Here is a 17738-nt window from a genome sequence, read left to right on the forward strand (position 1 = left end):
CTTTTCGCTGCCCCGGACGCCGCCATCCCGCCTCAATCGTGTTTCGGACGCCCCGAGGCCGGGGCCGCCGGCACATGGCGGCTGCCGCTGGCGTAACTTGCTTCGCCGGGTCCGGCATCCTGCCGTGCTAATTCCCTAAGTAATGAGCGCGACTTACGATGCAAGCCGTCCGGCCCGGTATCGGGCGGTGAAACGCTGCAGCGCAACCGATTTGGCCTCCGATACCCGAACGGTCGGGCGGCGAGCCCGACCCCTGCATTCGCAACTTTTTCACACTCCGGTTTCCGCTCTGCTTTCCGCCTCCTTCGCTCGGGCGGAAGCCGCCACGATTCGCCGCCGGAGCCAGCACGTGCTCATGCGGCCAGATGCATCGTCCCGCTTTGGGGCGCCCAGATGCGGATGATGTCTTCCGCCCACTCCGATAGCACCACCCCCTCTGCCCTTATGTTTTCCTGCTCGGCGTGGCTTTCGCGAACCAGACTCAACAAGCGCGCGACTGCAGATTCGTCTCCCTGCCCGGCGTCAAGTTTCGCCCGCTGAATATCGTCTTCCAACTCATGCCAATGCAGAATCTTGATAAAGTGGTCCAGGCACCCGGACACAAAATCCAGCGACGGCTCGCGACTTAAAATTGGAAAGCGCTTAAACAGCCGGTGCCCATACGGTTTTCCTTCGCTTGCTTTTCCATGGACGGTTTGCAGCGTGTCATAAAATTCGTCGCCAAGTTCCTCCCAAATCACCGAGACCGACAGCTTTGCCTCGGTAACCAGCAACCGGAACAGCCGCGTGAGGAAACGATCGAAAGCCTCAGGGAAGTGTAAGCGCAAGACGGAGTCCTGCTTGTCTTCGAGAAGATCGGGATATTGGACGAGCATCCCGAGAACGGTCTTTTGCAGTCCCGAACGCGGCCCTTCTCCGTCAAACTTGAGTTTTGGATTTAATCTCGAGTCCGCTTCCTTGTGATTGCGGGCCGGCCGCCTATTAACCTGCCAGAACAGATTGGCGAGTTGCATCCGCGAGGTTCTGAAGAACGCCGTGTTGACGGCCGGATCCTGAATGGTCCGCACCAGCGCGTAGAGTTTCTGTTCCAGCGCGGCCTGTTTGTCAGGCGTTCGCACGTCCTGACCGTCGGTCTCGCGCTGCCAGAGCACATCCCACAACGGCAGGGAGCCGGACAGAACGCTTCTGAACGCCTCGACGCCCTTTTCCCGGATCAAATCGTCGGGGTCCTTCTGTTCGTCCATGAACACGAAGCGGAACGTCTTGCCGACGCGAAGCAGCGGCAGGATGCGGTCGACGGATCGATAAGCGGCCGCGACGCCTGCGCGATCGGAATCGAAGCAGACCACAGGCTCAGGCGACAATCGCCACAGCGTGGCGATCTGGTCTTCCGTGAACGCGGTCCCCATGGTGGCGACGACGGCCTTGATCCCCGCCTGATAGACCGCGATCGCATCCATGTAGCCTTCCACGGCGACGACCGAATTGGCCTCGTGCGCCGGCTGGCGCGCGCGATGGAAGTTGAAAACGATCGAGCCTTTGTGAAAGATCGAGGTTTCCGGCGAGTTCAGATATTTGGGCTGCGCGTCCTTCTTGAGCGCGCGGCCACCGAACCCGACGACCCGGCCGCGCTGGTCATGAATCGGAATGATGATCCGGTCACGGAAGCGATCGTAAGGAACGGGAATATCGTCGCCGGCGATCAACAGGCCGGCTTCGATCATGTCCTCGACCGGAACGCCCTTCGATCCCAGATATTCCTTTAACGCGAAGCGTTCCGCGGGCGCGTAGCCGATACGAAACTCGACGATGCTGGAGGGGGCAATCGCGCGGTCCGACAGGTAGCCGCGCGCCGGCGCGCCGCCGCGCGAGGCGAGATTCTGCTCGAAATATCGGGCCGCCAACTCCATCACCTCGAACAGGGATTTCTGACGCTGCTCGCGCTGCTCGTCTTCCCGCGAGTTGCGCGGAAGCGGTAGCCCCGCCATCGACGCCAGCCGCTCGACCGCTTCGGGAAACGAGACGCCCTCGGTCTCCATCACGAAGTCGAAGATGTTGCCGTGCTTGCCGGTGGAGAAGTCGTGATAGAATTGTTTCTGGTCGTTGACCGTGAACGACGGGGTCTTTTCCTGCTGGAACGGCGACAGCCCTTTGAACTCGCGCCCCGCCCGCTTCAGCTTCACGCGACGGCCCACGACTTCCGACACCGGAAGGCGCGCCTTGACCTCGTCAATAAAGCTGGGCGGGAAACGCATACGCCGTCTCACTCAAGCATTTCTGGAGGCGGGTAGTTGCGCCAATGCCCAATGTCGCGAATCATCGCCGCCTTCGCCAGTATAGCTCGCTGTCATCACCAATACAGTTCCCCATTTGTTCCAAAATATCCCTGTTATCCCAGATGTCCACCGACCGCGACGAAACAACCTTCCAGGGCGAAGCCCATCTCGCCGCGCGCGTCGGCGGCGCTCCCGTTCGCCCCGTCCTCGAACGCAATGTCTCCGGCGCCTCGCCTCTTCTTTTGACCTGCGACCACTATGGCCGGCTGATTCCGGACGCACTCGGCGACCTCGGCCTGCCGGACAACGAGCGACAACGGCATATCGCATGGGACATCGGGATTGCCGGCGTCGCCGAGCGGATTTCGGTGGCGCTGGACGCGCATCTGATCGCACAGCGCTATTCGCGGCTGGTGATCGACTGCAACCGGCCGCCGGATGTCGCAAGCTCGATTCCGGCAATCAGCGAGGCCACGGTCGTTCCGGGCAATGAAGGCATTTCGCCCGCCGATGCCGCCGCGCGGCGGCGCGCGATCTTCGAGCCCTATCATCGCCGGATCGCTCAGGCGATCGATGCTCGGCTGGCGCAAGGTCGTCCCACGGTGCTGGTGTCGCTGCACAGCTTCACGCCGGTCTATGCCGGGATCGCGCGGCCATGGCATGTCGGCACGCTCTATCACCGCAGCCCGGTGCTGCCGCAGCTCTTGCTGTCACTGCTGCGCGCCGACGGCGATCTCGTTGTCGGCGACAACAAGCCGTATGCGGTGAGCGACTTGACCGATTACACCATTCCGGTGCATGGCGAGGCGCGCGGGCTGATGAACACCGGCATCGAGATCAGGCAGGACTTGATCGCCGATGACACCGGGCAGGCGCGATGGGCGGAACGGTTGGCGCGGCTGTTCCGTGAGATCGAAGCGACGGTGATCGCGCCACAATCGTCGCACGCTTAAAGCGTTTTCAAGCGAAGCACGTCCTCGGGCTTGACCCGAGGATGGCTACCGGTTCGCGCAAAGAAAATGCGTCAAATCAAAAACAGAGAGCCCCGATTCTGATTTCCGTCAGAAGCGGGAAGGCTCTGGAATTCTCGAGGCCGCACGGCATAACACAAAGGCTCCGGAGGTCCGGAGCCTTTGCATTGTTGCTTTCGCGGAAAGCCGCAAGAGCATTGCCCGTTTGCACCGACTTGCCTCGCCCTTTCGTCTCTCCCGCTTGCAGGAAAGAACTTGCGGCGCTGCGATGATGTGCTCCTGTTAAAAACGGGCGTTATTCTGGATGCGTTCAGATGCGTCCCATCAAAACCAGGATCAGCAGGATGATGATCACCAGTCCAAGGCCGCCACCGCCGTAATAGCCGGTGCCGTAGAACGGCCCGCCGCCGATACCGCTGAAGCCGCCCAGCAACGCGATAATGAGAATGATCAGAATAATTGTGCCGATGCTCATGTCGTTCCTCGCTCAAGCTCAGTGATGCATGAGAAATGCAATGAGAATGATCAGCGGGATCGGAATGCCGATCAGCCAGAGAAGAAGTCCGCGTCCAAAGCCCATGTTGTTCGCCTCCTGTTTGCTTAGGGCGACAACGCGACGCGCGGCACGTCGTTCCGGCGCAGGAACCGAACTATTTTTCGCTGCGAGCGGAACCAAATTCAGCGGAGTGCGCGCAACCGCCTGATAGGAAGAGCGCAATTCATCCGGCGGTCAGCGCGGCCTTCACCACACCGCTGGCCTTGCCGAAATCCATCTGCCCGGCGTATTTCGCCTTCAACGCGCCGATGACCTTGCCCATGTCCTTGATGCCGCTCGCGCCGGTCTCGGCAATCATCGCCGCGACGGCGGCCTTCACGTCGTCATCGGACATCTGCTTCGGCAGGTAGCCAGAGATCACGAGAATTTCCGCGCGCTCCTGTGCGGCCAGTTCCTCGCGGCCGCCCTTTTCGTAGAGCTCGACCGACTCCTGGCGCTGCTTGATCATTTTTTGCAGGAGGCCGAGCAGGTCGCCGTCCGACAGCGGCGGCTTGCCCTGCCCGCGCGCCTCGATGTCGGCGTTCTTGATGGTGGAATTGACCATGCGCAGCGTGGAGAGCTTGCGCTCGTCCCTGGCCTTCATCGCCTCCTTGACGGCGTTGTTGATGTCATCGCGCAGCATCGGAAAGCCTCCCCTGCGGCGTGGAACGCCGCCGAATTCATCTTGAAACCTGATGTAAGCCGCGGCGGTGCGCGAGACAACCGGAGTTTGACGACGGCGCAAGCGCGGGCTATGTGATGCGCTCATGACCGCATCGGAAAACGCTTCAGCCTGGCCGGACCTCAAACCGACCGCGCTTCTCGTGCTCGCCGATGGCACCGTCCTCGAAGGCTTCGGCCTCGGCGCGGAGGGCCAGGCGGTTGGCGAAGTCTGCTTCAACACCGCGATGACCGGCTACGAGGAAATCCTCACCGATCCTTCCTACGCCGGCCAGCTCATCACCTTCACCTTCCCACATATCGGCAACGTCGGCGCCAACGACGAGGATATCGAAACGGTGAACATGGCGGCGACGCCCGGCGCGCGCGGCGTCATCCTGCGCAGCGCCATCACCTCGCCCTCGAACTACCGCGCCGCCAGGCACCTCGACGCCTGGTTGAGGGCGCGCGGCATCATCGGCATCTCGGGCATCGACACCCGCGCGCTGACCGCGACGATCCGCACCAAGGGCATGCCCAACGCGGTAGTCGCCCATGCGAAGGACGGACGGTTCGACCTTCACGGTTTGAAAGAGGAGGCGCGCGAGTGGCCCGGTCTCGAGGGCATGGACCTCGTGCCGATGGTGACGTCGAGCCAGCGCTACACCTGGGACGAGACGCCGTGGGCGTGGGGCAAGGGATTCGGCCGGCGGGACAAGGCGGAATTCAACGTCGTTGCCGTCGATTACGGCATCAAGCGCAACATCCTGCGCCTGCTCGCCGGCGAGGGCTGCAAAGTCACGGTGGTGCCGGCGACCACGTCGGCGGACGACATCCTGGCGATGAAACCGGACGGCGTGTTCCTCTCAAACGGCCCCGGCGATCCGGCCGAGACCGGCAAGTACGCCGTGCCGACGATCCGCAAAGTGATCGAGTCGGGGACGCCGACCTTCGGCATCTGCCTGGGCCACCAGATGCTCGGCCTCGCGGTCGGCGCGAAAACGAAGAAAATGCATCAGGGCCATCACGGCGCCAATCACCCGGTCAGGGACGAGACCACCGGCAAGGTGGAGATCGCCTCGATGAACCACGGCTTTGCCGTCGACGAGAAGACGCTGCCGAAGGGCGCGAAGCAGACGCATGTCTCGCTGTTCGACGGCTCCAACTGCGGCCTCGAGATCGAGGGCAAGCCGGTGTTTTCCGTGCAGTATCATCCGGAGGCTTCGCCGGGGCCGCGCGACTCGCACTATCTTTTCAGGCGCTTCGCCGACCTGATGCGGGCGAACAAGCGAGCTTGACCGCACGGCACAGCGACGAAGCCTTTAACTTGTCAGGCCTCGTTGCTGCCTTCCTGGCGGCTCGCCTCGAACAGGAACCAGGTGCGCCGCTCGGCCGCGTCGATGAAGTTTTCGAGCAGGCTCGCCGTCGCAACGTCCTCGTATTTGTCGCAAATATCGTGGGCCTTGCGCATGGCCGCCACCACCTTCTTGTTGTCGTTCATCAGTTCGCGCAGCATCTCCCGCGGCGGGACATAGCTCTCGTCGTTGTCCTCGAGGGTCTGGAGCTTGGCGACCTGGCCGATCGAGCGCAACGTGGTGCCGCCGATCTTGCGAACCCGCTCGGCGATTTCGTCGGTGGTTTCAAAAATCTGCTCCGATTGCTCGTCGAGCAGGAGATGGTAATCGCGGAAATGCCGCCCGCTGACATGCCAATGGAAATTCTTGGTCTTGAGGTAGAGCGCAAAGCTGTCAGCGAGGATTGTATTCATGGCGGCGGAGATCTTGTCGACGCCCTCCTGCGAAAGATCGGTCGGCGTGTCGAGTTCGGGATTTACTTTCCGCAAGGCGGAACTTTTGGCTTGGGTCACGATGCACCCTCCTGTTATGAAAAGCGGACGAATTGCCATTTTCGACGCGCAATGCGAGGCCGGAAAGCGGCTCCAGACCCTGCTAACGCGCTGTTTCGCGACAAGTTCGCCAGAGTCTGATTAAGCATGGTCTTATCCGAAAAAACCGGTTTCCACTTTTCGGGATCATGCTCTAACGTGCGATTCCGCAGAGGGTTCCGGACGCGGAACAATAGCGCGGACCGACAAGATTGGCTCAGACCGTCCAATGGATGACTGGATCGACTATTACGACTCCACGCACACGATTTACGTCAGCAAGCTCCACCGCGACGTCCATTTCCAAACCATCGCTCGGGACATCGTCGGCTACATTTCGTCGAAGGAAGCGGTCGTCCTGGATTATGCCTGCGGCGAAGCCCTCTCGGCGGAAACGGTGGCTGACGCCTGCGGCCGGCTGATCCTCGCCGAGCCCGCGCCGGGTGTTCGCGGCCGGCTGGTGGCGCGATTCGCACCCAACACAAAAATCAGGGTGCGCTCACTGGATGACCTTCGGCACATGGATGAGGCATCGGTCGATCTGGCGGTGATGAACTCGGTCGCACAATACATGACGCCTGACGAATTCGATGCCGCGATCACGACAATTCGCCGGTTGCTCAAACCGGCCGGCCGTCTGGTGCTGGGCGACATCCTGCAACCGAACGCAGGAATGGCGGGCGATGTGATCGCGCTGCTTCGCTTCGCGGCGCAGCATGGCTTCGTGAAGGACGCGCTGCTGGGGCTGGCCCGCACGGCCCTGTCCGATTATCGGCAACTGCGCACCAGGATCGGCCTGCAACGCTACGGCGAGGCCGACATGGTCGCGAGGCTTTCCGCCGCCGGATTCACGGCGACGCGCGCGCCGGTGAATATCGGCCACAATCCGTCGCGCATGACGTTCGTGGCGCGGCTCGCGTTCGAGCGCAACCGCGACGCGGAAACCGCAAGACACCGCATCGAAACGGGCAATCGGTCAATTGAACGTTAACGTTAAGCGACGTTAAGACTCGTCTCTGCTCGGTTGCCGCGGAATATTACCGTTGGCCCGGTGGCGGAAGTTCGACGCGAGAGCTGTGCAAAGCTTTTTATCCTGGTTCAAGTCCAGGCTGGGCCTCCAAACCTTCTCCTCGACACGAACTTTTGACGCGACGGATGCCGCGCACGCCGACCGCAGCCTCACGAAAACGGTGTCGACATTTCACTGCAAAGAAAAAGCCCGCAAGGCGCGGGCTCCTTCCTGTCCCACCTACCAGTGGTGCCAGTGGCGATGATGCCAGTGACGATGACGCCAAGGATCGAACCGCGGCGGACCATAATAGCCCCACGCGCCATGGAAGCGCCGGTCGGGCACGCAGTGCCCCCAGCCGTTGACGTGCCAGCCGGGGCCGCAGCGCCAGCCGACTTGCGTGACTGGACCGGTCGTGTCGTGCAGCGGCGCGACGGGCATCGCTTGCGCTGACGCCATGCCGAGGCCGACGGCGAAAGCGATGGAAGCCAAGAGTTTCATGTCTGCTTTCCTCCTTGAATTGAAAGGCAGGATTTCACCGCAATGCCGCTGAATATGCGATGAAGGGCGCCGTCGGATTTTTGCCTCAATGCAACCGCCGCGCAACCGCGTCCCCGAGCGCGGCCCGGACGGACTTTAGGCGTTCAGATCGTTCACGGAACGTCGGCGAAATCGAGCGGTCGCTGCACGCGTTTGCGAAAAATCACACAGGGGCCGCGGTCCCTGTTTGTGACGGAGCGGATTCGATGAATCGAACATCGGTCTGCGACCTGGAAGTCGCTGCTTTGCCACTAAGCTAAACCCGCGCAATGCAGACATAGCACATCGCCGGCCTTCATGTGCCGGAATTGCAATTAACGTTACAGTGAGCAATCGCTCGACCCGGCGGAAATATCTGCAAATATACCGGCGGCCCGGTGGCGGAAGTCGACGCGGGAGCTGTGCAAAGCTTTTTATCCTGGTTCAAGTCCAGGCTGGGCCTCCAAATTCTGTTAACTGTTCACAGCTGGCTCCGGCGCTCCGAAACGGGCTCAAATTGCCGGTTGATGAAGCCTTATAAGCCTTCCCCACCCTGGAAATCTGGTCTAAAGACACACCGCGCGCGAAAATCGCGCTCTTGCTCAAGGGACGCGCGGGACGCGCGCCCTTTTTTTGTGCCCAGTTTTCAGTCCCCGGGACTTAATGCCCAAACGCACCGACATATCGACCGTCCTCATCATCGGCGCCGGGCCGATCGTCATCGGCCAGGCCTGCGAATTCGACTATTCCGGCACCCAGGCGGTGAAAGCGCTGAAAGAGGAGGGTTACCGGGTCGTCCTGGTCAACTCCAATCCGGCGACGATCATGACCGACCCGGAACTGGCCGACGCCACCTACATCGAGCCCATCACGCCGGACATCGTCGCCAGGATCATCGAAAAAGAGCGCCATGTCGTTCCCGGCGGCTTCGCGCTGCTGCCGACCATGGGCGGCCAGACTGCGCTGAACTGCGCGCTGTCGCTGCGCAGACTGGGCACGCTCGAGCAATTTGACGTGGAGATGATCGGCGCCACCGCGGATGCCATCGACAAGGCCGAGGATCGGCAACTCTTTCGCGAGGCCATGACCAGGATCGGTCTGGAGACCCCGAAATCGCGGCTCGCCAATGCATCCGCGATGAAAAAGGCCGACCGCGACAGCTATCTCGCCGAGAAGGACAAGCTCTCCGGCGACGCGCTCGCCGAATTCGAGCGGCAATGGAGGCTTGGCGAGAACGAGCGGCGCAAGCGCTACCAGCAGCAGGCGATGGCGGAAGCGCTGATGGCGTTGTCGGAGATCGGCCTGCCGGCGATCGTCCGCCCCTCCTTCACCATGGGCGGCACCGGCGGCGGCATCGCCTATACGCGCGACGAATTTCTCGACATCATCGAGCGCGGGCTCGACGCCTCTCCGACCAACGAGGTCCTGATCGAGGAGAGCGTGCTCGGCTGGAAAGAGTACGAGATGGAGGTGGTCCGCGACAGACACGACAACTGCATCATCGTCTGCTCGATCGAGAACCTCGACCCGATGGGCGTCCATACCGGCGACTCCATCACGGTGGCGCCGGCGCTGACGCTGACCGACAAGGAATACCAGATCATGCGCGACGCCTCGCTTAGCGTGCTGCGCGAGATCGGCGTCGAGACCGGCGGCTCCAACGTGCAGTTCGGCGTCGATCCGGCCGACGGCCGCATGGTCGTGATCGAAATGAACCCGCGCGTGTCGCGCTCCTCGGCGCTCGCGTCAAAAGCGACCGGCTTTCCGATCGCCAAGGTCGCGGCCAAGCTCGCGGTCGGCTACACGCTGGACGAGATCGCCAACGACATCACCGGCGGCGCGACGCCCGCCTCGTTCGAGCCCAGCATCGACTACGTCGTCACCAAGATCCCGCGCTTCGCCTTCGAAAAATTCCCCGGCGCCTCGACCACGCTGACCACCTCGATGAAATCGGTCGGCGAAGTGATGGCGATCGGCCGCACCTTTCAGGAAAGCCTCCAGAAGGCATTGCGCGGGCTGGAGACCGGCCTCACCGGCCTCGACGAAATCGACATCGAAGGACTCGGCCAGGGCGACGACAAGAACGCGATCCGCGCCGCGCTCGGCACCCCGACCCCCGACCGCCTGCTTCAGGTCGCGCAGGCGATGCGGCTCGGCTGGAGCGACGACGAGATCTTCAACTCCTGCAAGATCGATCCGTGGTTTCTCGCCGAACTGCGCGGCATCGTCGAGATGGAGAACAAGGTCCGCGCCCACGGCCTGCCGGGCAACGCCTTCGCCATGCGCACGCTCAAAAGCATGGGCTTCTCGGACGCGCGGCTCGCGGTGCTCGCCGGCAGGACCGAAGCCGAGGTCAGGACGCTGCGCCGCGCGCTCAAGGTGCGCCCGGCCTTCAAGCGCATCGACACCTGCGCCGCGGAATTCGCCTCGCCGACCGCCTACATGTACTCGACCTACGAGCCGCCCTTCGCGGGCGCGGTGGCCGACGAGAGCGCGCCGTCGGGCAGGACCAAGGTCGTCATCCTCGGCGGCGGGCCCAACCGCATCGGCCAGGGCATCGAGTTCGACTACTGCTGCTGCCACGCCTGCTTCGCGCTGTCGGACGCAGGCTATGAGACCATCATGGTCAACTGCAATCCGGAAACGGTCTCGACCGACTACGACACCGCCGACCGGCTCTACTTCGAGCCGCTGACGGCCGAGGACGTGCTGGAGATCATCGACACCGAGCGGCAGAACGGCCGGCTCCACGGCGTGATCGTGCAGTTCGGCGGCCAGACGCCCCTGAAACTGGCGCGCGCGCTGGAAGCGGCCGACGTGCCGATCCTCGGCACCTCGCCCGACGCCATCGACCTCGCGGAAGATCGCGACCGCTTCAAGCGCATTCTCGACCGGCTGAAACTGAAGCAGCCGAAGAACGGCATCGCCTATTCGGTGGAGCAGGCGCGGCTGGTGGCGGCCGATCTCGGCCTGCCGCTGGTGGTGCGGCCGTCCTATGTGCTGGGCGGCCGCGCCATGCAGATCATCCGCGAGGACAGCCAGCTCGGCGACTACCTGCTCGGCACCCTGCCCGAGCTTGTGCCCGCCGACGTCAAGGCGCGCTATCCGAACGACAAGACCGGCCAGATCAACACGGTGCTCGGCACCAACCCGCTGCTGTTCGACCGCTATCTCTCCGACGCCACCGAGATCGACGTCGATTGTCTCTGCGACGGCAAGGACACATACGTCGTCGGCATCATGGAGCATATCGAGGAAGCCGGCATCCACTCCGGCGACTCGGCCTGCTCGCTGCCGCCGCGCTCACTCGACGCCGCCACCATCGCCGAGCTGGAACGGCAGACCCGCGAACTCGCGCTTGGTCTCGACGTCATCGGCCTGATGAACGTGCAATACGCCATCAAGGACGGCGAGATCTACGTGCTCGAAGTGAACCCCCGCGCCTCGCGCACGGTGCCGTTCGTCGCCAAGGTGGTCGGCCTGCCCGTCGCCAGGATCGCGGCGCGGATCATGGCCGGCGAGAAATTGGCCTCCTTCAGGCTCAAGCCGCAGAAGCTCGGCCATGTCGGCGTCAAGGAGTCGGTCTTCCCGTTCGCGCGCTTCCCGGGCGTCGATACCGTGCTCGGCCCGGAAATGAAATCGACCGGCGAGGTGATGGGGATCGACCGCTCGTTCGAGATCGCCTTCGCCAAGAGCCAGCTCGGCAGCGGCACGCGCCTGCCGCGCAAGGGCACCGTGTTCGTCTCGGTCCGCGAGACCGACAAGGTGCGTATCCTCGAGACCGTGAAACTATTGTCCTCAATGGGTTTCAGGGTGATGGCGACGTCGGGGACGCAACGCTATCTGTCAGACAGCGGCGTTCCGGCGGAGAAAATCAACAAGGTTCTGGAGGGCCGGCCACACATCGTCGACGCTATCACCAACGGCGAGGTGCAACTGGTGTTCAACACGACCGAGGGACCGCAGGCGCTGGCCGACAGCCGCTCGCTGCGGCGCGCTGCCCTCTTGCATAAAGTGCCGTATTACACCACTCTTTCAGGCGCCGTGGCGGCCGCGCAGGGCATCCGCGCCTATCTGGGGGGGGACCTTGAGGTTCGCACGTTGCAAAGCTATTTTTCCGAGACTTAAGGCCTGAACTGGATTCAGGGGCCCGAAACGGTTCCAGGGGTCCTGGCGGAGCCGGAACCTGCCGGCCACGGGAGTGTTTGTTCCAGCCGGGGCCGGCCGTGAACAGGCTGGTGTGGTGGTTCGGAAGTTCGCTTCATTTCCCGGCGAGTCCGTTCGTCAAGCGAACTTCCGAGCTCAAACCGCACCGGAAATATGGAGTTGCTGACGTCCCTCTGATTCAGAAGATCGCATTCAAAGGCTGCTGCAAAAACATGCGACCTTCGGAAAATGCGGGACGTTGGCCGAATGCGGATTTGCGCGATACCATCGAGTACAGTCGCAGGGCCGCAGATCAAGCGAAGGACGAAGTGAGATGGTCGACAAGGTTCCGATGACCCGGGGCGGACATACCGCCCTCGAAGACGAACTGAAGAAGCGCCAGTCGGTGGACCGGCCGCGCATCATCGAGCAGATTGCCGAGGCGCGCTCGCATGGCGACCTGTCGGAGAACGCGGAGTATCACGCCGCCAAGGAAGAGCAGTCCCACAACGAAGGCCGCATCGCCGAACTCGAGGACAAGCTGGCGCGCGCCGACATCATCGACGTCAGCAAGCTGTCCGGCGACACCATCAAGTTCGGCGCCACCGTGACGCTGATCGACGAGGACACCGACAAGAAGGCGGTGTGGCAGATCGTCGGCGAAGCCGAAGCCGACGCCAGAAAGGGGCGCATCTCGATCACCTCGCCGCTGGCGCGCGCGCTGATCGGCAAGAAGAAAGGCTCCTCGGTCGAAGTCGTCGCGCCGGGCGGCGCAAAAGCCTACGAGATCGCCAAGGTGGAGTGGCGATAGCGGAAAGCTCATTCTCTTCGCTGTTCGTTATCGCAAATACGTCGCCACGGTCGGGTTGCGTTTTTCTCGATATGATTTCATTTTCAATTTCCGCCAACCGGGACGTAAGCGATGACACAGCTTTCCTGTTCAGTCCTCGCTCTCGCGATGACGGCGGCGATCATCGCCGGACCCACCCTCGCCGCCGACATGGATATTCCGCCGCCGTCGGCGGCGAAGGGAATTTCGGTGCAGAAAGGCCCGCTCAATTGCAGCCGATGGACCGACGATTGCGTGAGCTGCACACGCGACGGCAACGGCGCGCCGACGGTTTGCTCGAACACCGGTTTTTCCTGCCAGCCTAAATCAATCCGCTGCCTCGAGCCTTGACCCGGGCGATCCCGAAACCCGGGATACGCGGGGCACAATGACGCACGGAAGAACCCGCATCGGCCGGTTCCAAATCTGGAACAATTCAAGAGCCAAGCCGTTCCACTTGCGTTAGCCTTGCGATGAGGCCGGGTCTCGTAAGACGAGGCGCGGAAGACAAGGCTGGTTAAGATTCGCGACGACATAACCCGGAGTCCCCGACATGAACCAAACGCTCTCAAAATGGCAGCCGATGGTGCTGAGCCTGCTGCGTTTCATGAGCGGGCTTCTGCTCATGCAACACGGCACCGCCAAGCTGCTCGGCTTCCCCGCGCTGCCGATGTTCGCCCACCTGCAAATCGGTTCGATGGTCGGGGCCGCGGGATTTATCGAACTCATCGGCGGCGCGTTGCTGGTGGTCGGGCTGTTCACGCGCGCGGCCGCCTTCATCGCCTCGGGCATGACCGCGGTCGCCTATTTCATGGTCCACGCGCCGCAGAAATTCATGCCGATCCTCAATGGCGGCGAACTGGCCGCGCTTTACTGCTTCGTGTTCTTTTACCTGGTCTTCGCCGGCGGCGGTCCGGTCAGCCTCGACAAGCTGATCTTCAACAAGAGCTGAAGCACGAGCAGGATAAAGCGCCGCTGAACGTGATGCCCGGTTGACGCCGGGCATGCGCGTCTTCGGCGCGCGCACTTCGTGGCCTCAGCCTGGCACCTTCAATTCCAGCGGCACCGCGGCGGCGTATTTGGAACTGTGCAGGACCAGCGAGGTGCGCACGTTGCGCACATGCGGCGCGGCAGTGAGATGCGACACGAAATCCTGAAACGTCGCCATATCGGGCGCGACGCATTTCAGGATGAAGTCGACCTCGCCCGATAGCATCCAGCACTCGCGCACAAGCGGCTCGCCGCGCACGAATTCCTCGAACGCGCGCAGGTCGGCGTCGGCCTGACTCGACAGGTGCACCGACGCGAAAACCGTGACCTCGAAACCGAGCCGCTGCGGATCGAGCAATCCGCGATACCCCTGGATGTAACCCTCCTCCTCCAGCGCCCGAACCCGGCGCAAACACGGGGGCGGCGAAATGCCGACCCGCCTGGCCAGTTCGACATTGGTGATCCGGCCATCGGCCTGAATCTCGCTCAGAATCTTGAGGTCGATCTCATCGAGACTTTTCGACACGCGCGTGCAAACCCCGAAGCTGACCCGAAATCGTGAGAATCTCCTCAAAGCTTATTAACGCAGTTGGAGCGGCCTGCGCAATTTTATTGCGCGGCGCCTGCTTTTGGGTTTAGAGGAATTGTCGCAGTGACGGGTTGCAAATCCCGCATAGCTTACCAGATATGCTATATATAAAGTTCCATGTTTTCCCGCCTCCGCAATTCGCCGCTCGCCCGCAGGCCGGCTTCTCGACATAGGTTCTAATTATGCCTGCTCCCGTTCACGCCAAGGTTGTGATCATCGGCTCTGGCCCGGCAGGCTATACGGCGGCGATCTATGCCGCACGCGCCATGCTTGAACCGGTGCTGATCCAGGGCATCCAGCCCGGCGGCCAACTGACCATCACGACCGACGTCGAAAACTACCCCGGCTTTGCGGACGTGATCCAGGGTCCGTGGCTGATGGAGCAGATGGAGAAGCAGGCGACGCATGTCGGCACCAGAATCGTTACCGATACCGTGAACTCGCTCGATGTGTCGCAGCGTCCGTTCCGGCTTACCTGCGACAGCGGCGACGTCTACCTTGCCGAGACCGTGATCCTTGCCACCGGCGCCCAGGCGCGCTGGCTCGGGCTGCCGTCCGAAGACACCTTCAAGGGATTCGGCGTCTCCGCCTGCGCCACCTGCGACGGCTTCTTCTATCGCGGCAAGAACGTGATCGTGGTCGGCGGCGGCAATACCGCGGTCGAGGAAGCACTGTTCCTGACCAATTTCGCCGCGCAGGTCACCCTCGTGCATCGCCGCGACCACGTCCGCGCCGAACGCATTCTGCAGGATCGTGCGTTCAAGCATCCCAAGATCAAGGTGATCTGGGACAGCGTCATCGACGAAATCTGCGGCACCGAAAATCCGCCCAAGGTTACCCACGCCCGCCTGAAGAACGTCAAGACCGGCGTGCTTACCGAAGTCGCGGCCGACGGCGTGTTCATCGCGATCGGCCATGCCCCCACCACCAAACTTGTAGCCGGCAAGGTCAAGCTGAAAAGCTCGGGCTATGTCGAGGTCGCGCCGAACTCGACGGCAACATCGGTGCCCGGCCTGTTCGCGGCCGGCGACGTCGCGGACGAGGTTTATCGCCAGGCAGTCACGGCCGCGGGCCTTGGCTGCATGGCCGCACTGGAAGCCGAACGGTTTCTCGCAGCCCATGCGAGCGACCGCGCGGCCGCGGAGTAACGATGCTACGGAATCGCGACGGTTTTGCCGACATGGACTGGGACAAGCTGAAGGTGTTTCATGCCGCCGCCGAGGCCGGGAGCTTCACGCATGCCGGCGAACAGCTAGGACTGTCGCAGTCCGCCGTGTCGCGGCAGGTCGGCGCGCTGGAGCAGGAGCTTTCGGTCTCGCTGTTTCATCGCCATGCGCGGGGACTGATCCTGACCGAACAGGGCGACCTGCTGTTCCGGACCGCGCATGAAGTCTTCATGCAGTTGCAGGCGGCGCGCGCCAAGCTCACCGACAGCCGCGAGCGGCCGAGCGGCGATCTCAAGGTGACGACCACGCCGGCCATCGGCATCAACTGGCTGATCCCCCGGCTTAACGAATTCACCGCGCTCTATCCGGAGATCCGGATATCGCTGGTTCTCACCGACGAAGAACTCGACCTGTCGATGCGACAGGCCGACATCGCGATCCGGACGCAAAAGCCGACCCAGCCCGATCTCATTCAGCGCAAGCTGTTTGCCATGGGCTTCCACGCTTATTGCTCGACCGAATACGTCAAGCGCTTCGGCACCCCCCGGACACTGGAGGAACTCGATGGACACCGTATCGTCCTGCTCAGCGATACGCACCCATCGGTACACCCCCAGAACCGCAACTGGCTGATCGACGCCGGTCGCAACGGCTCGGGAGCGCGCGAGCCGTACTTCATCGTCAACAACATTCTGGGCTTGTTCAGCGCCTGTCAGCAAGGCCTCGGCATCGCCGCACTGCCGGATTACCTGGTCGGCGAGAACAACCTCCTGGTACAGTTGTTCGGCGAATCCGATTCGATTCAGCTCGATACTTATTTCGTCTATCCCGAAGAACTGAAATCCGTCGCCCGGGTTCAGGCTTTCCGCGATTTCGTGGTCAGCAAGGCGCAGCGCTGGCCGTCCTGATCCGCCGGATAATGCTTTCGGCTCGCGGCAAGCACACAGCGGAAGACGACAAACNAGGGATCATGCTCGAAACGGAAAGAATCTCCTCAAAGCTTATTAACGCAGTTGGAGCGGCCTGCGCAATTTTATTGCGCGGCGCCTGCTTTTGGGTTTAGAGGAATTGTCGCAGTGACGGGTTGCAAATCCCGCATAGCTTACCAGATATGCTATATATAAAGTTCCATGTTTTCCCGCCTCCGCAATTCGCCGCTCGCCCGCAGGCCGGCTTCTCGACATAGGTTCTAATTATGCCTGCTCCCGTTCACGCCAAGGTTGTGATCATCGGCTCTGGCCCGGCAGGCTATACGGCGGCGATCTATGCCGCACGCGCCATGCTTGAACCGGTGCTGATCCAGGGCATCCAGCCCGGCGGCCAACTGACCATCACGACCGACGTCGAAAACTACCCCGGCTTTGCGGACGTGATCCAGGGTCCGTGGCTGATGGAGCAGATGGAGAAGCAGGCGACGCATGTCGGCACCAGAATCGTTACCGATACCGTGAACTCGCTCGATGTGTCGCAGCGTCCGTTCCGGCTTACCTGCGACAGCGGCGACGTCTACCTTGCCGAGACCGTGATCCTTGCCACCGGCGCCCAGGCGCGCTGGCTCGGGCTGCCGTCCGAAGACACCTTCAAGGGATTCGGCGTCTCCGCCTGCGCCACCTGCGACGGCTTCTTCTATCGCGGCAAGAACGTGATCGTGGTCGGCGGCGGCAATACCGCGGTCGAGGAAGCACTGTTCCTGACCAATTTCGCCGCGCAGGTCACCCTCGTGCATCGCCGCGACCACGTCCGCGCCGAACGCATTCTGCAGGATCGTGCGTTCAAGCATCCCAAGATCAAGGTGATCTGGGACAGCGTCATCGACGAAATCTGCGGCACCGAAAATCCGCCCAAGGTTACCCACGCCCGCCTGAAGAACGTCAAGACCGGCGTGCTTACCGAAGTCGCGGCCGACGGCGTGTTCATCGCGATCGGCCATGCCCCCGCCACCGAACTTGTAGCCGGCAAGGTCAAGCTGAAAAGCTCGGGCTATGTCGAGGTCGCGCCGAACTCGACGGCAACATCGGTGCCCGGCCTGTTCGCGGCCGGCGACGTCGCGGACGAGGTTTATCGCCAGGCAGTCACGGCCGCGGGCCTTGGCTGCATGGCCGCACTGGAAGCCGAACGGTTTCTCGCAGCCCATGCGAGCGACCGCGCGGCCGCGGAGTAACG

The 17738-nt window shown here is 62.4% G+C and carries 16 protein-coding genes and 3 tRNA genes; 12 read left to right on the plus strand and 7 right to left on the minus strand.

What is annotated here, in order from left to right; genetic code table 11:
- Positions 1–353: 353 nt before the first annotated feature.
- Positions 354–2255: a DNA primase gene (gene dnaG / locus ACMDCM_RS10710; protein ID WP_412773546.1), complete on the minus strand. Its 1902-nt coding sequence runs from the start codon at positions 2253–2255 to the stop codon at positions 354–356.
- A 143-nt stretch (positions 2256–2398) separates the two neighbouring features.
- Between dnaG and ACMDCM_RS10715 the strand changes: the two genes are divergently transcribed.
- Positions 2399–3229 carry an N-formylglutamate amidohydrolase gene (locus ACMDCM_RS10715; protein WP_412773547.1) on the plus strand — a complete coding sequence of 277 codons (831 nt, stop codon included), beginning with the start codon at positions 2399–2401 and terminating at the stop codon, positions 3227–3229.
- A 328-nt stretch (positions 3230–3557) separates the two neighbouring features.
- Here ACMDCM_RS10715 and ACMDCM_RS10720 read toward each other — a convergent pair whose 3' ends face one another.
- Together ACMDCM_RS10720 and ACMDCM_RS10725 are read right to left on the minus strand one after the other, a co-directional pair.
- Entirely contained in the window at positions 3558–3722 is a 165-nt protein-coding gene (locus tag ACMDCM_RS10720; protein WP_291607982.1) for a DUF3309 family protein, read from the minus strand.
- A gap of 244 nt (positions 3723–3966) precedes the next feature.
- Complete coding sequence (locus ACMDCM_RS10725) at positions 3967–4425, minus strand: GatB/YqeY domain-containing protein (RefSeq protein ID WP_412774728.1); 459 nt, start codon at positions 4423–4425, stop codon at positions 3967–3969.
- Between the two features lie 124 nt (positions 4426–4549).
- On the opposite strand from ACMDCM_RS10725, the gene carA reads away from it, so the two are divergent.
- The gene (carA, locus tag ACMDCM_RS10730; RefSeq protein ID WP_412773548.1) at positions 4550–5740 is read left to right on the plus strand and encodes a glutamine-hydrolyzing carbamoyl-phosphate synthase small subunit; all 1191 of its coding nucleotides are present in this window, start codon (positions 4550–4552) and stop codon (positions 5738–5740) included.
- Positions 5741–5772: 32 nt separating this feature from the next.
- On the opposite strand, the gene ACMDCM_RS10735 is transcribed toward carA, so the two are convergent.
- Positions 5773–6309 (minus strand): Dps family protein, encoded by a 537-nt coding sequence (locus ACMDCM_RS10735; RefSeq protein ID WP_412773549.1) that lies wholly within the window; start codon positions 6307–6309, stop codon positions 5773–5775.
- Positions 6310–6556: 247 nt separating this feature from the next.
- On the opposite strand from ACMDCM_RS10735, the gene ACMDCM_RS10740 reads away from it, so the two are divergent.
- Together ACMDCM_RS10740 and ACMDCM_RS10745 are read left to right on the plus strand one after the other, a co-directional pair.
- A complete protein-coding gene (locus ACMDCM_RS10740; RefSeq protein ID WP_412773550.1) occupies positions 6557–7318 on the plus strand; it encodes a class I SAM-dependent methyltransferase in 762 nt (253 codons plus the stop codon).
- Positions 7319–7372: 54 nt separating this feature from the next.
- Positions 7373–7447: transfer RNA gene (locus tag ACMDCM_RS10745), tRNA-OTHER, on the plus strand.
- A gap of 129 nt (positions 7448–7576) precedes the next feature.
- Here ACMDCM_RS10745 and ACMDCM_RS10750 read toward each other — a convergent pair.
- Together ACMDCM_RS10750 and ACMDCM_RS10755 are read right to left on the minus strand one after the other, a co-directional pair.
- Positions 7577–7837, minus strand: a complete 261-nt coding sequence (locus ACMDCM_RS10750) for a GCG_CRPN prefix-to-repeats domain-containing protein (protein ID WP_412773551.1) — start codon at positions 7835–7837, stop codon at positions 7577–7579.
- A gap of 235 nt (positions 7838–8072) precedes the next feature.
- A tRNA-OTHER gene (locus ACMDCM_RS10755) sits at positions 8073–8142 on the minus strand.
- 105 nt (positions 8143–8247) lie between these two features.
- Here ACMDCM_RS10755 and ACMDCM_RS10760 point away from each other — a divergent pair.
- The 5 genes from ACMDCM_RS10760 (at position 8248) to ACMDCM_RS10780 (ending at position 13782) form a co-directional block, all read left to right on the plus strand.
- A tRNA-OTHER gene (locus ACMDCM_RS10760) sits at positions 8248–8321 on the plus strand.
- 197 nt (positions 8322–8518) lie between these two features.
- Complete coding sequence (gene carB / locus ACMDCM_RS10765; RefSeq protein WP_412773552.1) at positions 8519–11983, plus strand: carbamoyl-phosphate synthase large subunit; 3465 nt, start codon at positions 8519–8521, stop codon at positions 11981–11983.
- A gap of 352 nt (positions 11984–12335) precedes the next feature.
- Positions 12336–12812, plus strand: a complete 477-nt coding sequence (gene greA / locus ACMDCM_RS10770; RefSeq protein ID WP_412773553.1) for a transcription elongation factor GreA — start codon at positions 12336–12338, stop codon at positions 12810–12812.
- 147 nt (positions 12813–12959) lie between these two features.
- On the plus strand, positions 12960–13181 hold the full coding sequence (locus tag ACMDCM_RS10775) for a hypothetical protein (protein WP_412773554.1): 222 nt from the start codon (positions 12960–12962) through the stop codon (positions 13179–13181).
- Positions 13182–13383: 202 nt separating this feature from the next.
- Positions 13384–13782: a DoxX family protein gene (locus ACMDCM_RS10780; RefSeq protein ID WP_412773555.1), complete on the plus strand. Its 399-nt coding sequence runs from the start codon at positions 13384–13386 to the stop codon at positions 13780–13782.
- An 84-nt stretch (positions 13783–13866) separates the two neighbouring features.
- Here the strand turns inward: ACMDCM_RS10780 and ACMDCM_RS10785 are convergent, their stop codons facing one another.
- Positions 13867–14346: an Lrp/AsnC family transcriptional regulator gene (locus tag ACMDCM_RS10785; RefSeq protein WP_412773556.1), complete on the minus strand. Its 480-nt coding sequence runs from the start codon at positions 14344–14346 to the stop codon at positions 13867–13869.
- Positions 14347–14591: 245 nt separating this feature from the next.
- Between ACMDCM_RS10785 and trxB (ACMDCM_RS10790) the strand changes: the two genes are divergently transcribed.
- The 3 genes from trxB (ACMDCM_RS10790) to trxB (ACMDCM_RS10800) all read left to right on the plus strand — a co-directional run bounded on the left by trxB (ACMDCM_RS10790) (position 14592) and on the right by trxB (ACMDCM_RS10800) (position 17736).
- A complete protein-coding gene (trxB, locus tag ACMDCM_RS10790) occupies positions 14592–15557 on the plus strand; it encodes a thioredoxin-disulfide reductase (RefSeq protein WP_412773557.1) in 966 nt (321 codons plus the stop codon).
- Positions 15558–15559: 2 nt separating this feature from the next.
- Positions 15560–16483: a LysR family transcriptional regulator gene (locus ACMDCM_RS10795; protein WP_412773558.1), complete on the plus strand. Its 924-nt coding sequence runs from the start codon at positions 15560–15562 to the stop codon at positions 16481–16483.
- 287 nt (positions 16484–16770) lie between these two features.
- On the plus strand, positions 16771–17736 hold the full coding sequence (gene trxB / locus ACMDCM_RS10800) for a thioredoxin-disulfide reductase (protein ID WP_412773559.1): 966 nt from the start codon (positions 16771–16773) through the stop codon (positions 17734–17736).
- Positions 17737–17738: the final 2 nt, after the last annotated feature.

The sequence above is a fragment of the Nitrobacter sp. genome, from assembly GCF_047149785.1.
Lineage (GTDB): Bacteria > Pseudomonadota > Alphaproteobacteria > Rhizobiales > Xanthobacteraceae > Nitrobacter.

Bases quoted from the DNA above. Each gene is read 5' to 3' on its own strand.
- dnaG (WP_412773546.1), bottom strand. From the start codon at position 2,255: ATGCGTTTCCCGCCCAGCTTTATTGACGAGGTCAAGGCGCGCCTTCCG.
- ACMDCM_RS10715 (WP_412773547.1), top strand. From the start codon at position 2,399: ATGTCCACCGACCGCGACGAAACAACCTTCCAGGGCGAAGCCCATCTC.
- ACMDCM_RS10720 (WP_291607982.1), bottom strand. From the start codon at position 3,722: ATGAGCATCGGCACAATTATTCTGATCATTCTCATTATCGCGTTGCTG.
- ACMDCM_RS10725 (WP_412774728.1), bottom strand. From the start codon at position 4,425: ATGCTGCGCGATGACATCAACAACGCCGTCAAGGAGGCGATGAAGGCC.
- carA (WP_412773548.1), top strand. From the start codon at position 4,550: ATGACCGCATCGGAAAACGCTTCAGCCTGGCCGGACCTCAAACCGACC.
- ACMDCM_RS10740 (WP_412773550.1), top strand. From the start codon at position 6,557: ATGGATGACTGGATCGACTATTACGACTCCACGCACACGATTTACGTC.
- ACMDCM_RS10750 (WP_412773551.1), bottom strand. From the start codon at position 7,837: ATGAAACTCTTGGCTTCCATCGCTTTCGCCGTCGGCCTCGGCATGGCG.
- carB (WP_412773552.1), top strand. From the start codon at position 8,519: ATGCCCAAACGCACCGACATATCGACCGTCCTCATCATCGGCGCCGGG.
- greA (WP_412773553.1), top strand. From the start codon at position 12,336: ATGGTCGACAAGGTTCCGATGACCCGGGGCGGACATACCGCCCTCGAA.
- ACMDCM_RS10775 (WP_412773554.1), top strand. From the start codon at position 12,960: ATGACGGCGGCGATCATCGCCGGACCCACCCTCGCCGCCGACATGGAT.
- ACMDCM_RS10780 (WP_412773555.1), top strand. From the start codon at position 13,384: ATGAACCAAACGCTCTCAAAATGGCAGCCGATGGTGCTGAGCCTGCTG.
- trxB (WP_412773557.1), top strand. From the start codon at position 14,592: ATGCCTGCTCCCGTTCACGCCAAGGTTGTGATCATCGGCTCTGGCCCG.
- ACMDCM_RS10795 (WP_412773558.1), top strand. From the start codon at position 15,560: ATGCTACGGAATCGCGACGGTTTTGCCGACATGGACTGGGACAAGCTG.
- trxB (WP_412773559.1), top strand. From the start codon at position 16,771: ATGCCTGCTCCCGTTCACGCCAAGGTTGTGATCATCGGCTCTGGCCCG.